General features: G+C 62.3%; 14 protein-coding genes and 1 other RNA gene. 11 read left to right on the top strand and 4 right to left on the bottom strand.

Annotated elements, in window-relative coordinates; all coding sequences use genetic code 11:
* Positions 1-100 precede the first annotated feature (100 nt).
* From KWO_RS00195 to KWO_RS00180, 4 genes are all read left to right on the top strand, one after another.
* Positions 101-1,582 (top strand): FAD-dependent oxidoreductase, encoded by a 1,482-nt coding sequence (locus tag KWO_RS00195; RefSeq protein WP_010375350.1) that lies wholly within the window; start codon positions 101-103, stop codon positions 1,580-1,582.
* 148 nt (positions 1,583-1,730) lie between these two features.
* Positions 1,731-2,033 (top strand): hypothetical protein, encoded by a 303-nt coding sequence (locus KWO_RS00190; RefSeq protein WP_010375348.1) that lies wholly within the window; start codon positions 1,731-1,733, stop codon positions 2,031-2,033.
* The gene (locus tag KWO_RS00185) at positions 2,020-2,373 is read left to right on the top strand and encodes a hypothetical protein (RefSeq protein WP_010375346.1); all 354 of its coding nucleotides are present in this window, start codon (positions 2,020-2,022) and stop codon (positions 2,371-2,373) included. Before KWO_RS00190 ends, KWO_RS00185 begins: the two co-directional genes overlap by 14 nt.
* A 52-nt stretch (positions 2,374-2,425) precedes the next feature.
* Positions 2,426-3,409 carry an IS5 family transposase gene (locus tag KWO_RS00180; RefSeq protein ID WP_017113471.1) on the top strand — a complete coding sequence of 328 codons (984 nt, stop codon included), beginning with the start codon at positions 2,426-2,428 and terminating at the stop codon, positions 3,407-3,409.
* Between the two features lie 392 nt (positions 3,410-3,801).
* On the opposite strand, the gene KWO_RS00175 is transcribed toward KWO_RS00180, so the two are convergent.
* On the bottom strand, positions 3,802-4,860 hold the full coding sequence (locus KWO_RS00175; protein WP_010364711.1) for an NAD(P)-dependent alcohol dehydrogenase: 1,059 nt from the start codon (positions 4,858-4,860) through the stop codon (positions 3,802-3,804).
* A gap of 311 nt (positions 4,861-5,171) precedes the next feature.
* Between KWO_RS00175 and KWO_RS00165 the strand changes: the two genes are divergently transcribed.
* Positions 5,172-6,245, top strand: a complete 1,074-nt coding sequence (locus tag KWO_RS00165) for a glycoside hydrolase family 5 protein (RefSeq protein ID WP_010375109.1) — start codon at positions 5,172-5,174, stop codon at positions 6,243-6,245.
* A 776-nt stretch (positions 6,246-7,021) separates the two neighbouring features.
* Positions 7,022-8,071, top strand: a complete 1,050-nt coding sequence (locus KWO_RS00155) for a glycoside hydrolase family 5 protein (RefSeq protein ID WP_010375107.1) — start codon at positions 7,022-7,024, stop codon at positions 8,069-8,071.
* Positions 8,072-8,075: 4 nt separating this feature from the next.
* On the opposite strand, the gene KWO_RS00150 is transcribed toward KWO_RS00155, so the two are convergent.
* A non-coding RNA gene (locus KWO_RS00150) (sX9 sRNA) lies at positions 8,076-8,148 on the bottom strand.
* Positions 8,149-8,697: 549 nt separating this feature from the next.
* On the opposite strand from KWO_RS00150, the gene KWO_RS00145 reads away from it, so the two are divergent.
* From KWO_RS00145 to KWO_RS00135, 3 genes are all read left to right on the top strand, one after another.
* The gene (locus KWO_RS00145) at positions 8,698-9,813 is read left to right on the top strand and encodes a glycoside hydrolase family 5 protein (RefSeq protein ID WP_017112675.1); all 1,116 of its coding nucleotides are present in this window, start codon (positions 8,698-8,700) and stop codon (positions 9,811-9,813) included.
* 272 nt (positions 9,814-10,085) lie between these two features.
* Positions 10,086-11,069 (top strand): IS5 family transposase, encoded by a 984-nt coding sequence (locus tag KWO_RS00140; protein WP_017113471.1) that lies wholly within the window; start codon positions 10,086-10,088, stop codon positions 11,067-11,069.
* Positions 11,070-11,277: 208 nt separating this feature from the next.
* Positions 11,278-11,724, top strand: a complete 447-nt coding sequence (locus KWO_RS00135; protein WP_010376378.1) for a PepSY domain-containing protein — start codon at positions 11,278-11,280, stop codon at positions 11,722-11,724.
* 319 nt (positions 11,725-12,043) lie between these two features.
* Here KWO_RS00135 and KWO_RS00130 read toward each other — a convergent pair whose 3' ends face one another.
* A complete protein-coding gene (locus KWO_RS00130) occupies positions 12,044-13,855 on the bottom strand; it encodes a M28 family metallopeptidase (RefSeq protein WP_010376380.1) in 1,812 nt (603 codons plus the stop codon).
* A 155-nt stretch (positions 13,856-14,010) separates the two neighbouring features.
* Positions 14,011-14,667, bottom strand: a complete 657-nt coding sequence (locus KWO_RS00125) for a DUF4097 family beta strand repeat-containing protein (protein WP_010364732.1) — start codon at positions 14,665-14,667, stop codon at positions 14,011-14,013.
* Between the two features lie 97 nt (positions 14,668-14,764).
* Here KWO_RS00125 and KWO_RS00120 point away from each other — a divergent pair, with 97 nt between their 5' ends.
* Positions 14,765-16,063 carry a murein hydrolase activator EnvC family protein gene (locus tag KWO_RS00120; protein ID WP_026113122.1) on the top strand — a complete coding sequence of 433 codons (1,299 nt, stop codon included), beginning with the start codon at positions 14,765-14,767 and terminating at the stop codon, positions 16,061-16,063.
* Between the two features lie 104 nt (positions 16,064-16,167).
* Complete coding sequence (locus tag KWO_RS00115) at positions 16,168-17,697, top strand: S41 family peptidase (protein WP_010376383.1); 1,530 nt, start codon at positions 16,168-16,170, stop codon at positions 17,695-17,697.
* The last annotated feature ends 93 nt before the right edge of the window (positions 17,698-17,790 follow it).

The following is a 17,790-nucleotide window of genomic DNA, read 5'->3' as shown; positions in this document are numbered from 1 at the left end:
GGGAATGCGGAATCGGGAATGGTGAAAAGCCCGGTTCATCGGCTCCACTCCCGTTCTCACAGACCCGCCTTTGCGATTCCCCATTCCCGATTCCCGCCCTATGAGCCGCAAACAAGCCTTCCAATTCCTCGACCTGCCCCGGACCATGCCCACGCGCATTCCGGTGGAGCTGCGCACGTCCGGCGACTGGGGCGAGTTGTACGGCAAGTTCGACAAGGCCGACGCCCAGTACCAATCCGGCCGTTGCCTGGACTGCGGCAACCCGTATTGCAGCTGGAAATGCCCGGTGCACAACGCCATTCCGCAGTGGCTGCAGCTGGTGCAGGAAGACCGCATCGAAGAGGCCGCTGCGCTGTGCCATTCCACCAACCCGCTGCCGGAGGTGTGCGGGCGCGTGTGTCCGCAGGACCGTCTCTGCGAAGGCAGCTGCACGCTGGAAGAATTTGGCGCGGTCACCATTGGTGCGGTGGAGAAATACATCGTCGACACCGCCTTCAAGATGGGCTGGCGCCCGGACCTGGGCAACGTGCAGTCAACCGGCCACCGCGTGGCGGTGATCGGCGCCGGCCCAGCCGGTCTGGCATGTGCGGACCGCCTGGTGCGTGCCGGTATCGAAGCGGTGGTGTACGACCGCTATGAGCAGATCGGCGGGCTGCTGCAGTTCGGTATCCCCAGCTTCAAGCTGGACAAGTCGGTGATCGGCAAGCGCCGCGAAATCCTCGAAGGCATGGGCGTGCAGTTCCGCCTGGGCGTAGAGATCGGCAAGGACGTCAGCATCGAGCAGCTGATGGGCGAATACGATGCGGTATTCCTGGGCACCGGCGCCTACCGCTACACCGACGGCGGTCTACCGGGGCAGGACCTGAAGAACGTGCTGCCGGCGCTGCCGTTCCTGGTGCAGAACAGCCGCATCGTTAGCGGCAACGATCCACATGGCCGGCCGATCGCCGGCTGGGAAGACCAACTCGCCCTGCCCGACCTCAACGGCAAGCGCGTGGTGGTGCTGGGCGGCGGCGACACCGGCATGGACTGCGTACGCAGCGCCATTCGCCTGGGTGCAGCCAAGGTCACCTGCGCGTATCGCCGCGACGAAGCCAGCATGCCCGGCTCCGCACGCGAGGTCGCCAACGCCCGCGAAGAAGGCGTGCGCTTTTTGTTCAACCGCCAACCGCTGTCGATCGAATCCGGCGCCGACGACGAAGCCATCGGCGTGACCGTGGTGGAAACCAAGCTGGGTGAGCCCGACGCCAGCGGCCGCCGCAACGCGGTGCCGGTGGAAGGCAGCGAATCGCTGCTGGAAGCGGACGTGGTGATCATCGCCTTCGGCTTCTCGCCCACCCTGCCCGACTGGTTGTCCTCGCAAGGCGTGGAAGCCGGCAGCAACGGCCGCATCGTCGCCCCGGCCGACGGCAACGGCCGCCTGCCCTACCAGACCAGCAACCCGCGCCTGTTCGCCGGCGGCGACTGCGTGCGCGGTGCCGACCTGGTGGTGACCGCAGTGGCCGAAGGCCGTGACGCGGCGGGCAGCATCGTGCAGCTGCTGGGAGTGAAAGCGCAGGTCAAGGAGCCGGCTGCTGCGTGATTAATCATAGGGCTTGACCGATGGTTATCTGCACATGACGTTTGAAGGCCTAAGCCTTCCAACAGTTGTCTGGTCTGGAATAGTCGCGGCTGCAATTTCGCTAGCGGGAGTTCTGCTTTCAAATTGGAGTAATTCCCGACGTTTGCGCATGCAACTGCAGCATGACGCAGCCGGAAAGCTCAAGGATCGTCTCGGTACCCTACGTAAAGAAGTTTACCTGAAGCTCTACAGCGACATTAAAGCGCTACAAGGACACCTTGGTATGCTGTCGGCGAAGGATCCCACGTCGCCGGAGTTCGGAATACCCGTCCAAGTTGTCATTGCGCAGCTTGCGAGGGTGCAACTGGTCGGCGGTTCCGAAGTGATGAAGCATGCTGGCGAGCCAAGTGCATCATTCACGGGGGTCACTGTTTTTCCTCATGGCGGCTACAAAGCCCATGTACGAGCTTAAATCCGAAATAGCAATTGCGGATCAGCTCTACAACCAAAATATGCAAGAAGTCCAGCGTATTAATATAGAGATGAGGGCACAGAACGAGTCTGGTCATCCTGACTTCGCTCGTATGGCAGCACTTCAACGATCCTTCGAACATTTCCGTGGTCAGTGCAATATGCGCAGGCAAGAGCGTGACCAAGCGTGGGAGAAGTACAACGCCTTAAATCTACAGTTCGTGGGTGTAGTCAAAGGCCAGGTCGAACAATTGGAACCGGCACAAGCTAGGTTAATGGCTGCGTTAAAGAACGAGATCGGTGTCCCTACAGACGTCAAGTTTCTTCTAAGGAAACTCTGAACAACTCCCCTTGATCCTGCGACAATCACACAGACGCAACGGGACAACGACGATGCAACTGACCTTCGGCGATGCGGAGTACAACGGCAAGCGCAAGCGGACGCGGCGTGAGGTGTTCTTGGCCGAGATGGACCAGGTCGTGCCGTGGAAGGATCTGCTGGCACTGATCGAACCGCACTACCCGAAGTCGGGGCAGCCGGGGCGACAGCCGTATCGGCTGGAGACGATGCTGCGCATCCACTTTTTGCAGCAGTGGTACGCACTGAGCGATCCATCGGCGGAAGAAGCACTGTACGACACGGTGTCGATGCGCCGTTTTGCGAAGATCGGCGGGCTGGATGAGGTGCCGGATGAAACGACGATTCTCAACTTCCGGCATTTGCTGGAGCGGCATGATTTGGCGCGCAAGCTGTTCAACCGGGTCAACGCGCACCTGTCGCGTAAAGGGCAGAGTCTGCGGGGCGGGACGATCGTGGATGCCACGATCATTGCGGCGCCAAGTTCGACCAAGAACAAGGATGGCGAGCGCGATCCGGACATGCACCAGACCAAGAAGGGCAACCAGTACTTCTTCGGGATGAAGGCGCACATCGGGGTGGACGATGAGTCGGGCCTGGTGCACCACGTGGAATGCACGGCGGCCAACGCAGCGGACATCACGCAGGCGCACAAGCTGCTGCACGGCAAGGAAGACACTGTGAGCGGCGACAGCGGCTACACCGGGCTGGACAAGCGCGATGAGATGAAGGGCAAGCGCACGCTGCGCTACCTGATCGCGGAGAAGCCCTCGAAGCTGAAGCAGATCAAGAATAAGCGCGAACTGAAGTTGGCCAAGCGCTGGGAGCACACCAAAGCCAGCCTGCGTGCGAAGGTGGAACACCCGTTTCGGGTGATCAAGCGTCAGTTTGGTTACGTCAAGGTGCGCTATCGCGGTTTGGCGAAGAACACCGCACAGGTGCTGACGCTGTTTGCACTATCGAATCTGTGGCTGACGCGCAAAGCGTTAATGCCTGCTGCGGGGAAGCTGTGCCTGTAATCCAGGCAACACCCCGCAAACGTGCCGAAACCGGCAAAAAATCGGCGATTTGAGCGCCCTCAGCGCGGCGGATGCGGTTGCTTCGTTTTCCGGTCGCGTTGATCAGACCATCCCTAAGTCAAATTGAGGCACGGCAACTGCGGGTTGACCGCAGTCGAAGGCATTCTGCAGATATTTTCCGATCCCAAAGCTCGATAGCCTATACAGCTCATAGCACTTTGTAGGAGGCGTTGCCTTGGGTAGCGCTTAGCATTCCCAAACATCAAATTTGCCATCAATATAATGGTGACGTGTAGCGCCTCGATGACCGTTTTAATGCCAACGTAGATGCGCCACCGCTTGCGCCAAATAACGACGCAAGCGGCGGCATCGCAACGCTATGCAATAACGAATCAGGCCGCCTTATCCAGCGAGGCCATATCGATCACGAAGCGATATTTCACGTCGCTCTTGAGCATGCGCTCGTAGGCCTCGTTGATCTGGTCGGCGCGGATCGTTTCGATGTCCGAGACGATGTTGTGCTTGGCGCAGAAGTCCAGCATTTCCTGGGTCTGGCGGATGCCGCCGATCAGCGAGCCGGCCAGGGTGCGGCGCTTCATCACCAGGTTGAACACGGCCGGCGACGGGTGCGACTGCTCGGGCACGCCGACCAGCACCATGGCGCCGTCACGCTTGAGTGCGTTGAGGAACGGGTCCAGGTTGTGCGGCGCGGCCACGGTGTTGAGGATGAAATCCAGGGTGTTGTGCTGCGCCGCCATCTGCGCTTCGTCTTTGGAAATCACCACTTCGCTGGCGCCCAGGCGCAGTGCATCAGCACGCTTGCTTTCGGAAGTGGTGAACAGCACCACGGTCGCGCCCATCGCCTTGGCGATCTTCACCGCCATGTGGCCCAGGCCGCCGAGGCCGACTACGCCCACCTTCTGGCCCGGACCCACCTTCCAGTGTGCCAGCGGCGAATAGGTGGTGATGCCGGCGCACAGCAGCGGTGCCACCGCGGCCAGGTTGTCGCTGTGGGTGATGCGCAGCACGTACTTCTGGTCGACCACGATATGGTCGGAGTAGCCGCCGTAGGTGTTCTCGCCGCCACCGAACATCGGCCCGTTATAGGTGCCGGTGAAGCCTTGTTCGCAATACTGCTCTTCGCCTTCCTGGCAGGAGGCGCAGCTGCGGCAGCTGTCGACCATGCAACCAACACCGGCCAGGTCGCCGACCTTGAAGCCGGTAACCGCATTACCTACCGCACTCACGCGGCCAACGATCTCGTGGCCGGGCACCGAGGGGTACACCGTGTTGTGCCATTCGTTGCGTGCGGTATGCAGGTCCGAGTGACACACGCCGCAGTAGGCGATGTCGATGTGCACGTCGTTGGGGCCGGGCGCGCGGCGTTCGAACACGAACGGGGCAAGTGGTTGATCGGCGGCCTGGGCAGCGTAGGCGTGGGCTGTGCTCATGGGGAAACCTCCGGAGTGTTGCGTCGTCGGCAAGGTGCGCCAACAACAGAAAAGAACGGATCGATAGCTTAAGACGCAGCACTGTCGCACTCTTGCGACAGTGCGTCTTACCCTGGCCTATTGCGGGCGCTACCGCAGCGGCATGATGCGCTTTTCGCATGTTCGCATGCGGTCAAATCCGCGCGATGCGCGTGAATGGCACGCTAACGTGCGAGCTCCCAGGCTCACGCAGCCGCTGATCGCCCTGCACCATCTGCACTGGCCGTGCCCTCCCCCCGCGGCCGCCCACGTCGATGCCGAAGGAGGCTCCCATGTTCCGCATTCCCCCGCACTTCTCCCGCTTGCGCACCGCCGCGCTCGCGTTGACCTTGCTCGCTGCCACTCCATTGGTCCAGGCCAAGGAGCCGGCCGACCCGAAGAAGGAAACCGCCGGCCTGAAGTATGTCGGCGTCAATCTGTCCGGCGCTGAGTTCAACTCGCGCAAGAAGCCCGGCACGTTGTTCAAGGACTACACCTACCCGGCCGCCTCGGATTTCAGCTATTTCGCCGGCAAAGGCATGAATACGATCCGCCTGCCTTTCCTGTGGGAACGCGTACAGCCCGAGCTCAATGGTCCGCTGGACCAGGCCCAATTGGGCTTGATCAAGGAGTCTCTGGAGGCGGCCAAGGCCAACAAGCAATCCCTGATCCTGGATCTGCACAACTATGCGACGTACGACGGCAAGCGCGTCGGCACCAGCGATGTGCCGGCCAGCGCGTTGGCCGATCTGTGGCGCAGGCTGGCGCTGGAGTTCAAGAACGACAAGGCGGTGATCTTCGGGCTGATGAACGAGCCCAATGGCATTTCCGCACCGGATTGGGCCAATGCCGCGCAGGGAGCGATCAATGCGATCCGCAAGACCGGCGCGAACAATCTGATCCTGGTACCAGGCACGGCGTACACCGGCGCACACAGCTGGCGCAGCACCAGCTACGGCATCTCCAACGCGAAGGCGCTGGAGATCCTCAAGGACCCGGGCAACAACCTGGCTTTTGAAGCGCACCAATACCTGGATAAGGACTACAGCGGCACCAAGCCGGTGTGCACCAGCGATTCGGTAGGCCAAGAAAAGCTGGAGGGCTTCACGTCGTGGTTGCGCGAGAACAAGCAGAAGGGCTTCCTGGGCGAATTCGCCACGGCCAACAATCCCGTCTGCGACAAGGCGCTGGAAGGCATGCTGACCTACATGGAAAAGAACAGCGACGTGTGGCTGGGCTGGAGTTGGTGGGCGGCAGGTTCCTGGTGGAAGCCGGACTACCCCTTCACCGTACAGCCCGGCAAGGACGGTAGCGACAAACCGCAGATGGCGATCCTGAGCAAGTACGCACGCCGCGCCGGCAAGTAAGCAGCGGCATAGGCAGAGCGTGGTCGCAACCAGTGTTGCGGCCACATTTTTTTGTCCATTGCCGTGCACCGCATTGGAGGGCAGTCTGCTTCGGAGAGGACCAGACCGCCGCTAGCTCGCCGTGGGCAGCGCAGAAGGCACAAGCGATCCGCGCCAGCTCAAACGCTCCGTGTTGCCGCTGTGCGCTCTTAATCGCGTGCAACAGCCCTGCATCGAGCGCCTGCCATGTCTTCCATGGGCATGTGCAAGCTGCAGTGCAAGCGGCCGTCTCGGCGACGCGCTGGTGCTACGCTCCCGCGCCACGATGCGTGGACGACGCGCAAGCGATCTCATCCTTTAATCGCGCCACCGCGATTGCGCACGACACCTGCGCATTGCCTGCCGCCGTGGTTGGCACCGGCAGACGACAGCGTTGCAATCAGGCAACCCATCGCGATGGACAGACAAACGCTGCAGTGCAGAGGCACTGCACACAATGCAGCTGCATTCGCCTGCGATGCACACTACGCCATCGCGCAGTCATGGACCGTGCCACTCGTTTGAAGCGTGCGCAAAAGGTGCGGTGCGTTCGGGCCACGCGTGCGCGCTCTAACACAAGAACTGCGTGTCACTGCACAGCTTGGCCGATTGATCCCTCTTAACCGTGGTTTGTGCGGGCGTATACGCCTAGTCTTGTGATGGACGCGTTGCTGTCGTACATCGAACGAGCTCATGCCCATCTCGGCACGTCGTCCTTGCACACGTCTCTCGCACGCAGAAGTCTCAGGAGTTTCCCCATGAAATCCATCACCACGCGCAAGCGCCGGCTGCATTGCCGCGCGCTGTCTTTGCTATTGCTTGCCGTCATGCCGCTCGCGCAGGCGCAAGACAGCGGACTCAAATATGCAGGCGTCAATCTATCCGGCGCCGAAATCAATTCCTCGCAAATGCCCGGCGTGCTCAACATCGACTATCACTATCCGGCGGCCGATGAATACGCCTACTTCGCCGGCAAGCAAATGAACACCGTGCGCTTGCCGATCCTGTGGGAACGGCTGCAGCCCAAGGCGGGTGGCGAGCTGGACCCGGCACAACTGACGTTGATCCGGCAAGCGGTCGCCAATGCCAAGGCAGCAAAAATGTACGTGATTGTGGATGTGCACAACTACGCCAAGTATTACGGCCACACCATCGGCAGCACGAAAGTGCCGATCAGCACCTTCAACGATTTGTGGCGACGGCTGGCGATTGCCTTCAAGGGCGACAACGCCGTGATTTTCGGGCTGATGAATGAGCCTTGCGACATCAGTCCGCAAGCGTGGGCGGCGGCCGCGCAGGCGTCGATCGACACCATTCGTAAAACCGGCGCCACCAATCTGATTCTGGTACCGGGCGCCTTATGGACAGGCGCGCACAGCTGGTACTCCACGGTGGCCGGACAATCCAATGCAGTGGCGATGGCGTCCATTCGCGACCCGCTCAATCGGTATGCCATCGAAGCGCATCAATACCTGGATGCCGATTCCAGCGGTACCAGCGGCGGTTGCGTCAGCGCCACGGTCGGGGCCGAGCGCCTGCTCAGCTTCACCGAGTGGCTGCGCCTGAACAAAAAACACGGGTTCCTTGCCGAATTCGGTACCGGCAACACGGCCACCTGCAAGCGCGCGCTCAACGGCATGCTGGGCTACATGGAATCCAATAGCGATGTGTGGATGGGCTGGTCCTGGTGGGCGGCAGGCACGTGGTGGAGCCGGTCGTATCCGTTCAACGTGCAACCAGATGCGCAAGGGCGAGACAAGCCGCAGATGTCGCTATTAAGCCGACATGCGCGCCGGATTACCGATTAAGCACGGCCCACACCGCTAGCGAGCAGTGGTCAGGTGGGCGCGGATGGTGCAGAAACCACAGCGTACGCGTGGGCCATGCCACGCGACTGCCGCGCCCGCTTGATGACTGCACGCTGGTGTTTCAGCTGTTGTCGGCAACGACAGCGCTAGTCAAGACGCGTGCGGGCACGGAATGCAATCGTCACCGCATGCATCACTCTTCTGTCCGGTAGCGAGCATGCGCTTTCTACCGGGCTGAGCATTACTGCTTTTATCGCTGTCTCCTCGAATTTTGAGGAAAAACCTATGTCGACATTATCAGTGGCATTTTAATGCGGCGTAGCGTCATAGATATGACGTCATGGCAGTGACGGCAGACGCGTCCATACGACGCAAAATCGACAGCGCGGACACACCCACGCCGCAATTGCGCGAACAGCGCGCTATACCAGGCGATTTTGTGCGGCTTATCAATCTCAACAAAGCGCCTTGCAGAGTATGACTGCGATGCAATTCGCATATTGGCGCTCTATAACCACGCTCGGCGATTGGCACGGCATATGCAATAACTCAGGCGGATGCAGCGCATCCCGCCAAACGCGTAAGCCCTTCCCTTAAATCTCGCTCGCCGCCGAAGGAGTTATGTCATGTCCGCTCTGTCTTTATCTCTGCGTACGCTGCTGCAATATGCTGTGTTTTTCATTGTTTTTGGTAGCGTCTCGCTTGCCCACGCGGAGACGCGCGCGCTCACCTATGCGGGCGTCAATCTCTCCGGTGCCGAGTTCGCATCTTCCAAAAGGCCCGGAGTCCTTAACAAGGACTATATGTACGCCGCGGCCAGCGATTACACCTATTTCGCCGGCGTTGGCATGAATACCATCCGCCTGCCGATTTTGTGGGAACGACTGCAGCCCACCGCGCGCGGCGACCTGGATCCGACCCAGCTGGCGTTGCTGCAACAGGCTGTGGCGCGCGCCAAGGCAGCCGGCATGTATCTGATCATCGATATCCATAACTACGCAAAGTATTACGGCTACAAGATCGGCAGCCCGGAAGTACCGGTGGCCGCGTTTACCGATCTATGGCGCCGTCTCGCCCTGGAGTTCAACAGCGACAATGCGGTGATGTTCGGGCTGATGAATGAACCCAATAATATTTCGGCCAGCGAATGGGCCGGCGCAGCGCAGGCCGCCATCGATGCCATCCGCAGGACCGGTGCCAATAACCTGATTCTGGTGCCCGGCACATTGTGGACCGGCGCGCACAGTTGGTATTCCTCCACGAACGATGGCTACTCCAACGCCACCGCGCTGACGTCCATCTACGACCCGCTCGATCGCTACGCCTTCGAAGTGCATCAGTATCTGGATGCCGATTCCAGCGGCACCAGCAGCACCTGCGTCAGCAGCACCATTGGCGCCGAGCGCCTGCGCAACTTCACGCAGTGGCTGCGCACCAACCGTAAGCGCGGCTTTCTGGCCGAATTCGGCAGCGTCAACAATGCGGTCTGCAACCAGGCGCTGAAGGGCATGTTGGCGCACATGGAAAGCAACGCAGATGTCTGGCTGGGTTGGACCTGTTGGGGGGCCGGTTCGTGGTGGAACCTCAGCTACGCGTACAACGTGCACCCCAACAAGGATGGCACCGACAAGCCGCAGATGGCGATTCTGTCGCCGCAGGCTGCACAAGCCACGCGGGCGCCGGTGACTTCCGCTAAAGCGACCGCAAAGACAAGCACCTCCACTGCACGCACGACACGCTGATATCAGCCACAAGGCCGCCGCAAGGCGGCTTTGTCTTTTGAATGCACGCAGCGCGCGTGGTGTGGGTGATCTGCAAAATCGCGACGCAACCGCACAGTGCATGGTATTCGCATTGCAGATAGTGCCATCGATGCGCTCAACCTTTTGTTCATCCCGACGTAAACAACGCGTGCATTGCCGGTGAATGGGCGCTTCGGTATTTCAGCTAAGGAAACTCTGAACAACTCCCCTTGATCCTGCGACAATCACACAGACGCAACGGGACAACGACGATGCAACTGACCTTCGGCGATGCGGAGTACAACGGCAAGCGCAAGCGGACGCGGCGTGAGGTGTTCTTGGCCGAGATGGACCAGGTCGTGCCGTGGAAGGATCTGCTGGCACTGATCGAACCGCACTACCCGAAGTCGGGGCAGCCGGGGCGACAGCCGTATCGGCTGGAGACGATGCTGCGCATCCACTTTTTGCAGCAGTGGTACGCACTGAGCGATCCATCGGCGGAAGAAGCACTGTACGACACGGTGTCGATGCGCCGTTTTGCGAAGATCGGCGGGCTGGATGAGGTGCCGGATGAAACGACGATTCTCAACTTCCGGCATTTGCTGGAGCGGCATGATTTGGCGCGCAAGCTGTTCAACCGGGTCAACGCGCACCTGTCGCGTAAAGGGCAGAGTCTGCGGGGCGGGACGATCGTGGATGCCACGATCATTGCGGCGCCAAGTTCGACCAAGAACAAGGATGGCGAGCGCGATCCGGACATGCACCAGACCAAGAAGGGCAACCAGTACTTCTTCGGGATGAAGGCGCACATCGGGGTGGACGATGAGTCGGGCCTGGTGCACCACGTGGAATGCACGGCGGCCAACGCAGCGGACATCACGCAGGCGCACAAGCTGCTGCACGGCAAGGAAGACACTGTGAGCGGCGACAGCGGCTACACCGGGCTGGACAAGCGCGATGAGATGAAGGGCAAGCGCACGCTGCGCTACCTGATCGCGGAGAAGCCCTCGAAGCTGAAGCAGATCAAGAATAAGCGCGAACTGAAGTTGGCCAAGCGCTGGGAGCACACCAAAGCCAGCCTGCGTGCGAAGGTGGAACACCCGTTTCGGGTGATCAAGCGTCAGTTTGGTTACGTCAAGGTGCGCTATCGCGGTTTGGCGAAGAACACCGCACAGGTGCTGACGCTGTTTGCACTATCGAATCTGTGGCTGACGCGCAAAGCGTTAATGCCTGCTGCGGGGAAGCTGTGCCTGTAATCCAGGCAACACCCCGCAAACGTGCCGAAACCGGCAAAAAATCGGCGATTTGAGCGCCCTCAGCGCGGCGGATGCGGTTGCTTCGTTTTCCGGTCGCGTTGATCAGACCATCCCTAACTGAACTTTCGTCGCGGCTGCTTGCACGTTTTCACCTGATTGCGATTATGTGCCCGCCAGCATGGGCGCACTTCACAGCAGGAGCATTCTCATGACACAGCGATTGATGAAGACCGCGCTGATCGGTGCACTGGCTTTGGCGTCGCACGGTGCGTTTGCACAGGCGGCAGCCGACAAGCCGGCCAAGCCGCTCACTTCCGTCGAGGTCACCAGCATGCTCACCGCGAAGGGCTATACCAAGGTGCACGACGTCAAGTTCGAGCATGGTGTTTGGAAGGCAGACGCACGTAGTGGCGATGGCAAGGACGTCGACGTGCACATCGACCCGCTCACTGGCCGCGTCTACGGCGACCAGACCACCTCCAAGCTCAGCGAAGCCGATGTGCGCGCAGCGCTCTCTACCGGTGGCTATGCGGACGTGCATGACCTCAAGTTCAAGGACGGCCTGTGGAAGGCCGATGCCAAGCGCAACGGGCAGAAGGTTGAACTACACGTGGATCCGGAGGATGGACACGTGGTGAGTGTGGATAACGATTGAGGGTCAACACATCGCGCTCGCGCTCAGCGGGTAGGGCAGGGTGGTGCATGCAGATGCATCTGCCAACGCGCCATTGCCACTCCACTTTTTTATTCGCAGTGCGCTTGTCCGCACATGCACGCAGCCACAGCAAGCGACCAATCGCGCGAAATCATGTGTGCGCAATGTGGCGAAGCCATCGGCCAAACGCCTGACATATCACAGCAACGCAAAGGGCCTCCGAATGGAGGCCCTTTGCATGACACGTGTTTCTCACTGCTTGCGGCGGACCCACTTTGCCGATGCGTTGCTGCTACCAGCAGCAACGCATCCACATGCCTCAACGTGCGGACTTGGCGTTCTTCGCATTCGTGGCCGTGGTCTCAGCGTCGCTGGCTTTTTGGCCAGCGGGCTGCGCAGTCGCCGTGCCTGCACCGGGCTTGCCAGCCATCATGCGGTCGCGTGCGGCCTTGAACGGGTTGCCGGGGTACCAGTTGGGCCAACGTTCGCCGGCTGCCACTTCCTTGCCCACGCCATAGACCACCTGCAGGTCTTCGATGGTGCCGTCAAGCTTCCAGGTGGCGGCGTCGTATTCGTCGCCGGGCGCGTGATAACGATGGCGTCCGTAGTCCTCGGCCGCGGCACGTCCGGCGGCAGTGCCGCCTTCGCGCAGGTCTTCGCCGCCATCGGCATACAAGGCCGGCACGCCGGCCTTGGCGAAGTTGAAGTGATCCGAGCGGAAGTACGAGCCGCTTTGCGGCGTGGCTTCAGGGTGCAGGGTGCGTCCCTGCATCGCGGCGATCGGCTTGAGGATGTCCTCCAGCTCCGAGCTGCCCATGCCCACCACGGTGACATCGCGCGCGCGTCCGGCCACCGACATCGCATCCAGATTGATCACCGCAGCGATCTTGTCCAGCGGAAAGCTCGGGTTGGCCACGTAATACTTGGAACCGAGCAGGCCGGATTCTTCCAGCGTCACTGCCAGGAACACCACCGACCGCGCAGGCTTGGGATCCTGATGCGCGAATGCATCGGCAATTTCCAGGATGCCGGCCACACCGGTGGCGTTGTCCACCGCGCCGTTGTAGATGTTGTCGCCGCTTTCGCCCGGATGCTTGCCCAGGTGATCCCAGTGCGCCATGTACAGCACCGCCTCATCAGCGTGGCTGGTGCCCGGCAGCACGCCGACCACGTTGCGTGAGGTCTTTTCGGCAATGCTGCTCTTCAGATCCACCGACCAGCTGGCCTTCAACGGCACCGGTTTGAAGCCGCGCTTGCTGGCGTCCTTGTAGGCCTGCGCCAGGCCCAGCCCGGCATTGGCGAACAACTGCTTGGCGGTGTCGGCGCTGATCCAGCCCTGCACCGGCAGGCGCGGGTCGGGGTCGTCCTTGGCCGGCAGATCGTATTGCGGGCCGGACCAGGAATGTTTCACCACATCCCAGCCGTAACTGGCGCCGGGCGTGTCGTGCACGACCAACGCCGCCGCCGCGCCCTTGCGTGCGGCTTCTTCGAACTTGTAGGTCCAGCGCCCGTAGTAGGTCATGCGCTTGCCGTTGAACAACGTGGGGTCGTCGGTGTGGAAGCCCGGGTCGTTGACGAACATCACCACCGTCTTGCCCTTCCAATCCTGGCCGGCGTAGTCGTTCCACTGCTGCTCGGGCGCATCCACGCCATAACCGACGAACACCAGCTCGCTGTTGTCCAGCTTGACCTCGGCCTGACCGGTGCGCGTGCCGACCACGATGTCGGTGCCGAACGCCAGCGCGCGGGTCTTGTCGCCACTGCGCAGACTGGGCGCGGTAGATGCATCGGCGGTGGTTTCCACCATGGGCACCTCCTGGAACCAGCTGTCGCCATTGCCCGGCTGCAGCCCGATGCGCTGCATCTGGTCGCGGATATAGGTCACGGTCTTTTCTTCGCCGGGCGTGCCCGGGCCGCGGCCTTCGAAGTCGTCGGACGCCAGCGTCTTGACCAGTTCGGCGAAATCGCCGGTGGTCAGCTCCGGAGAGAAAGTGTGGCGACTGACCGGCGCGCTGGGCGCGCTATCGGCAGGCGTCTGCGTCGTGGGCGCTTGCGGCGCATCGGCGGGTTCACGTTTGCAGCCAGCCAGGGCCAGCGTCGCGGCCAGGCACAACAGGATCTTGCGGGGCATCGGAACTCCTCGTGCGGCGGAATCCCGATCTTAGAGCGTGTGCGGCATGGTGAGGTGAGCGCGTGGCTGGGTGTGCTGCGTCAACATTGCCGGCAGGGCGCCAGAAGCAGACGCCCTTGCCCCCGCGCACGCAGGTGCAGATGCGTGCGAACGCGTCAGTCCTTGGGCGCCACCTCGCCGTCGAAGCTGCGTGCCGTGGCGCCGCTCACCGCGCCGATCTTGGCGCTGCGGTGAACATACAGGGTGACCTCGCGCTCAAAGTGCAGCGGTCCATCGACCACCGCGTTCGGGCCGATCACCACGCGCGGCGTGCGTGCGGTCTGGAACGAAAAACCGAAGCTTGGCTTGGTCACTTTGATGCCGCCGCGCACATGCGACCCCACCCCGACTGTGATATCGCCGTTGACCGTCTCAATGCTCTTGCCGAGCTCGGTTCCCACCAAGCCGATGCTGCCGTTCACGGTTTCCACGCCACCACTGACCTGGCTGCCGCGCTCGGTGAGGACGCTGCCGTTGACCGTTTCCAGCCCGCCGGACACGGTCACTTTCTGGCCCAAGGTAATCGCCCCGTTGACGGTTTCCACGCCACCGGTGCGCGCGTTATCGCCGATGCGGATGCCGCCATTGACGGTTTCCACGTTCTTGGTTTGTGCACCGGCGCCGATCTCGATGGAGCCGTTCACCGTTTCCAGCGAGCCATAGATCTTGCCGGCGTCGGCGCTGATGCGGCCGTTGACCTTGCTCACGTCGTCGTCGGCCCAGGCACTGGTGCAGACCAGGGTCAGTGCCAAGAGGAGAATTTGGGGCTTCATGCTGAACCTCGCGCGGCGGCGGTTGTCTGGGGCGTGGCGGCGATCACATCATGCTTGGCTACAATCGCGCACCTGCCTGAAGTCACTGGATCTTTCGTTGCCCCTTTCGCCCGCACCGCTGCCGCGCTCGCCGCTCGCTCCTGCCACCGGGCGTGGACAGATGTGGCTGGCAGCGTGCGCGCTGGCCTGCACGTTGCTGGGCAGCGTGGGCGCAAGCGCGCAGAGCCAACGCGAGACCGAACGCAAACTGCAGCAGCTGCGCGATGAGCTCAAGACCATCAGCGCCGATCGGCGCGAACTGGAAGGCAAGCGCGGCACCGCTGCGCAACAGTTGCGCCAGGCCGATGAGAAAGTGGCAAGGACCGCACGCGCATTGAGCGAGACCGAAGCGGCAATGCGCGCGCAGGAACAACATCTTTCCACTCTTCAGCAAGAACGCGCGCAGTTGCAGCGTGGCCTGCAAAACCAGCGCGCGCAGCTGGCGGCATTATTGCGTGCGGCCGATCAGGTAGGCCGCAACGCGCCGTTGAAAGTGCTGCTGTCGCAAGACACCGTTGGCGATGCCACGCGCATGCTGGCCGATCACCGGTATGTGCAAAACGCGCGTGCGCAGCGCATCCACGCCTTGACCAAACAGCTGGATGCACTGACGAAAGTGGAACAGGACATCGCCACCCGGCGCCAGGCGCTGGATGCAGCGCGTGCGCAGCAAAAGGCGCAGGCCGCCACGTTACAGAAAGATCGTTCGCAACAAGCGGCCACCGTCGCGCAACTGGACGATCGCTACAAACAACGCGCTGAACGCGAAAAGGCGATCGGCCAGGATGCCAAGGCACTGGAGCAGCTGCTCGCCAATCTGCGCGCCGCCGCCGCCAAGGCCGAAGCCGAACGTCGCGCTGCCGCCAAACGCGCTGCCGCCGAAGCCGCTGCACAGGCAAAACGCGGTAAAACCGAGCGCCCCGATCGCCCCGGCAAGACGCCACCAAAGGTCGTCGCCAGTGCACCGGCCCCCAAGGTCGGTGGGCTCAGCTGGCCGGTGTCGGGCAATCTGCTGGCGCGCTTCAATGCCACATTGCCCGATGGCCATACCAGCAAGGGCGTGCTGATCGGCGCGCCCAAGGGCACCACGGTCACCGCAGTGGCCGATGGCACGGTGGTGTTTTCCGACTGGATGACCGGCTACGGCATGATCCTGATCGTGGACCACGGCAACGGCTACATGAGCCTGTACGCGCATAACGACACCTTGCTGCGCGATGCCGGTGCGTCGATCAAACGCGGCGAAGCGGTGGCCAAGGTCGGCAGTTCGGGCGGGCAGGGCGTGCCGGCGCTGTACTTCGAATTGCGTCGCAACGGCCAACCGGTGGATCCATCGAGCTGGCTGCAACGCCGCTGAGCGCCGCGCACCGCCCGCAATTCAACGCGGATTTACCGCGGCTTCGCGCATAATCCGGTCAGCTCCGCGCTGCGGGGCGCCTTTATCTCTTGTCGGAGTGCTTCATGCGCGTAGCCGTCCTGTCCGTTGCCCTGTCGCTGGCCCTGTTCGCGTCGCCCGGTTGGGCGCAGAAGGCCGGCCCCGCCGCCCGGGCCACCGCGGACGATCCGGAAGCCAATGAAGCTGCTGTTTCCAAGGTGCCGCTGGACGAGATCCGCCGCTTCGTGGCGGTGTACAACGCGGTCAAGCAGGCCTACGTTGACCCGGTCGAAGACAAGAAGCTGATGCACGCCGCGGTGCGCGGCCTGCTTTCTGATCTGGACCCGCACAGCACCTATTTCGACAAGGAAGACGCCGAAGCCTTCGACGAACAGGCCACCGGCGCTTACGACGGCATCGGCGTGGAATTGCTGCAGCAACAGGACAACACGCTGAAGGTGATCGCGCCGATCGACGACACCCCGGCCGCGCGCGCCGGCATCCGCGCCGGCGATGTGATCGTGGCCATCGACGGCAAGCCGATCGATGCCAGCAAAGCAATGGAACCGCTGCGCGGCGAATCCGGCAGCAAGGTGGTCCTGACCATCGTGCGCGACAAGACGCCCAAGCCGTTCGATGTGACCCTGCAGCGCGAAACCATCCGCGTGGCCAGCGTGCGTAGCAAGATGCTGGAGCCGGGATACGGCTATATCCGCATCAGCACCTTCCAGGCTGATACAGGCGCCGACTTCCAGAAGAACCTCAAGCAGCTGCAGGCCGGCGGCAAGTTGCGCGGCCTGGTGCTGGATCTGCGCAGCAACCCCGGCGGTCTGCTGACCTCGGCGGTGCAGGTGGCCGACGATCTGCTCGACAAAGGCAATATCGTCAGCACGCGCGGGCGCATCTCGATCAGCGATGCCAAGTTCGACGCCACCCCGGGAGACCTGCTCAATGGCGCACCGGTCGTGGTGCTGGTGGACGCCGGCTCGGCCAGTGCCTCCGAAGTGCTGGCTGGCGCGCTGCGCGACAACAAGCGCGCACGCATCATCGGCAGCCGCACCTTCGGCAAGGGCTCGGTGCAGACCGTGCTGCCGCTGGACAACGGCGACTCGGTCAAGCTCACCACCGCGCGCTATTACACGCCCAGTGGAAAGTCGATCCAGGCCAGCGGCATCGTGCCGGACGTGATGCTCACCCCCGAGCCGCAGCCGGGCGATGCCGATGTGCCGGCCAGCCTGACCGACTACAGCGAGGCCACCTTGCCAGGCCACCTGCGCGGCGACGACGAAGGCGAAGAGGGCTACAGCGCCGGCGACGTACTGCCGGGCGACGGCCCGATCAGCGAAGCCCTGGCCGAACTCAAGCAACCCGGCTCCGCTGCCAAGGCGCAAGCTGCACGCAAGGCCAAGGCGCAGGCCGCGCAGAAGGCGAAGGCAGCCAAGGCCGGTGCCGAGGCCAAGCCTGCCGCAGCGCGCCCGGCAACCACAGACAAGCCCAAATCGGCCGAACCGGCAGGCAAAGCAAAGCCTGCGGCTGCACCCGCTGCGCCAGCCGAACCGACGACGCCGACGCCGACGCCGACGCCAGCAGAGAAGACCACCGAGCCGGTCAACTAAGAATGGGCAACAGACCTGCGCGCCTTGTCGTGACGTAGGTCTGCTCGGCGCGCAGGAATCGGTGGGCGAGTACGTGCCGCGCCCAACACTGGC

This window comes from Xanthomonas vasicola pv. musacearum NCPPB 4379 (genome assembly GCF_000277895.2).
Classification (GTDB): domain Bacteria; phylum Pseudomonadota; class Gammaproteobacteria; order Xanthomonadales; family Xanthomonadaceae; genus Xanthomonas; species Xanthomonas vasicola.
Note: the sequence above shows the minus strand (reverse complement) of the source record. Positions and strands in the feature narration are given on the sequence as shown.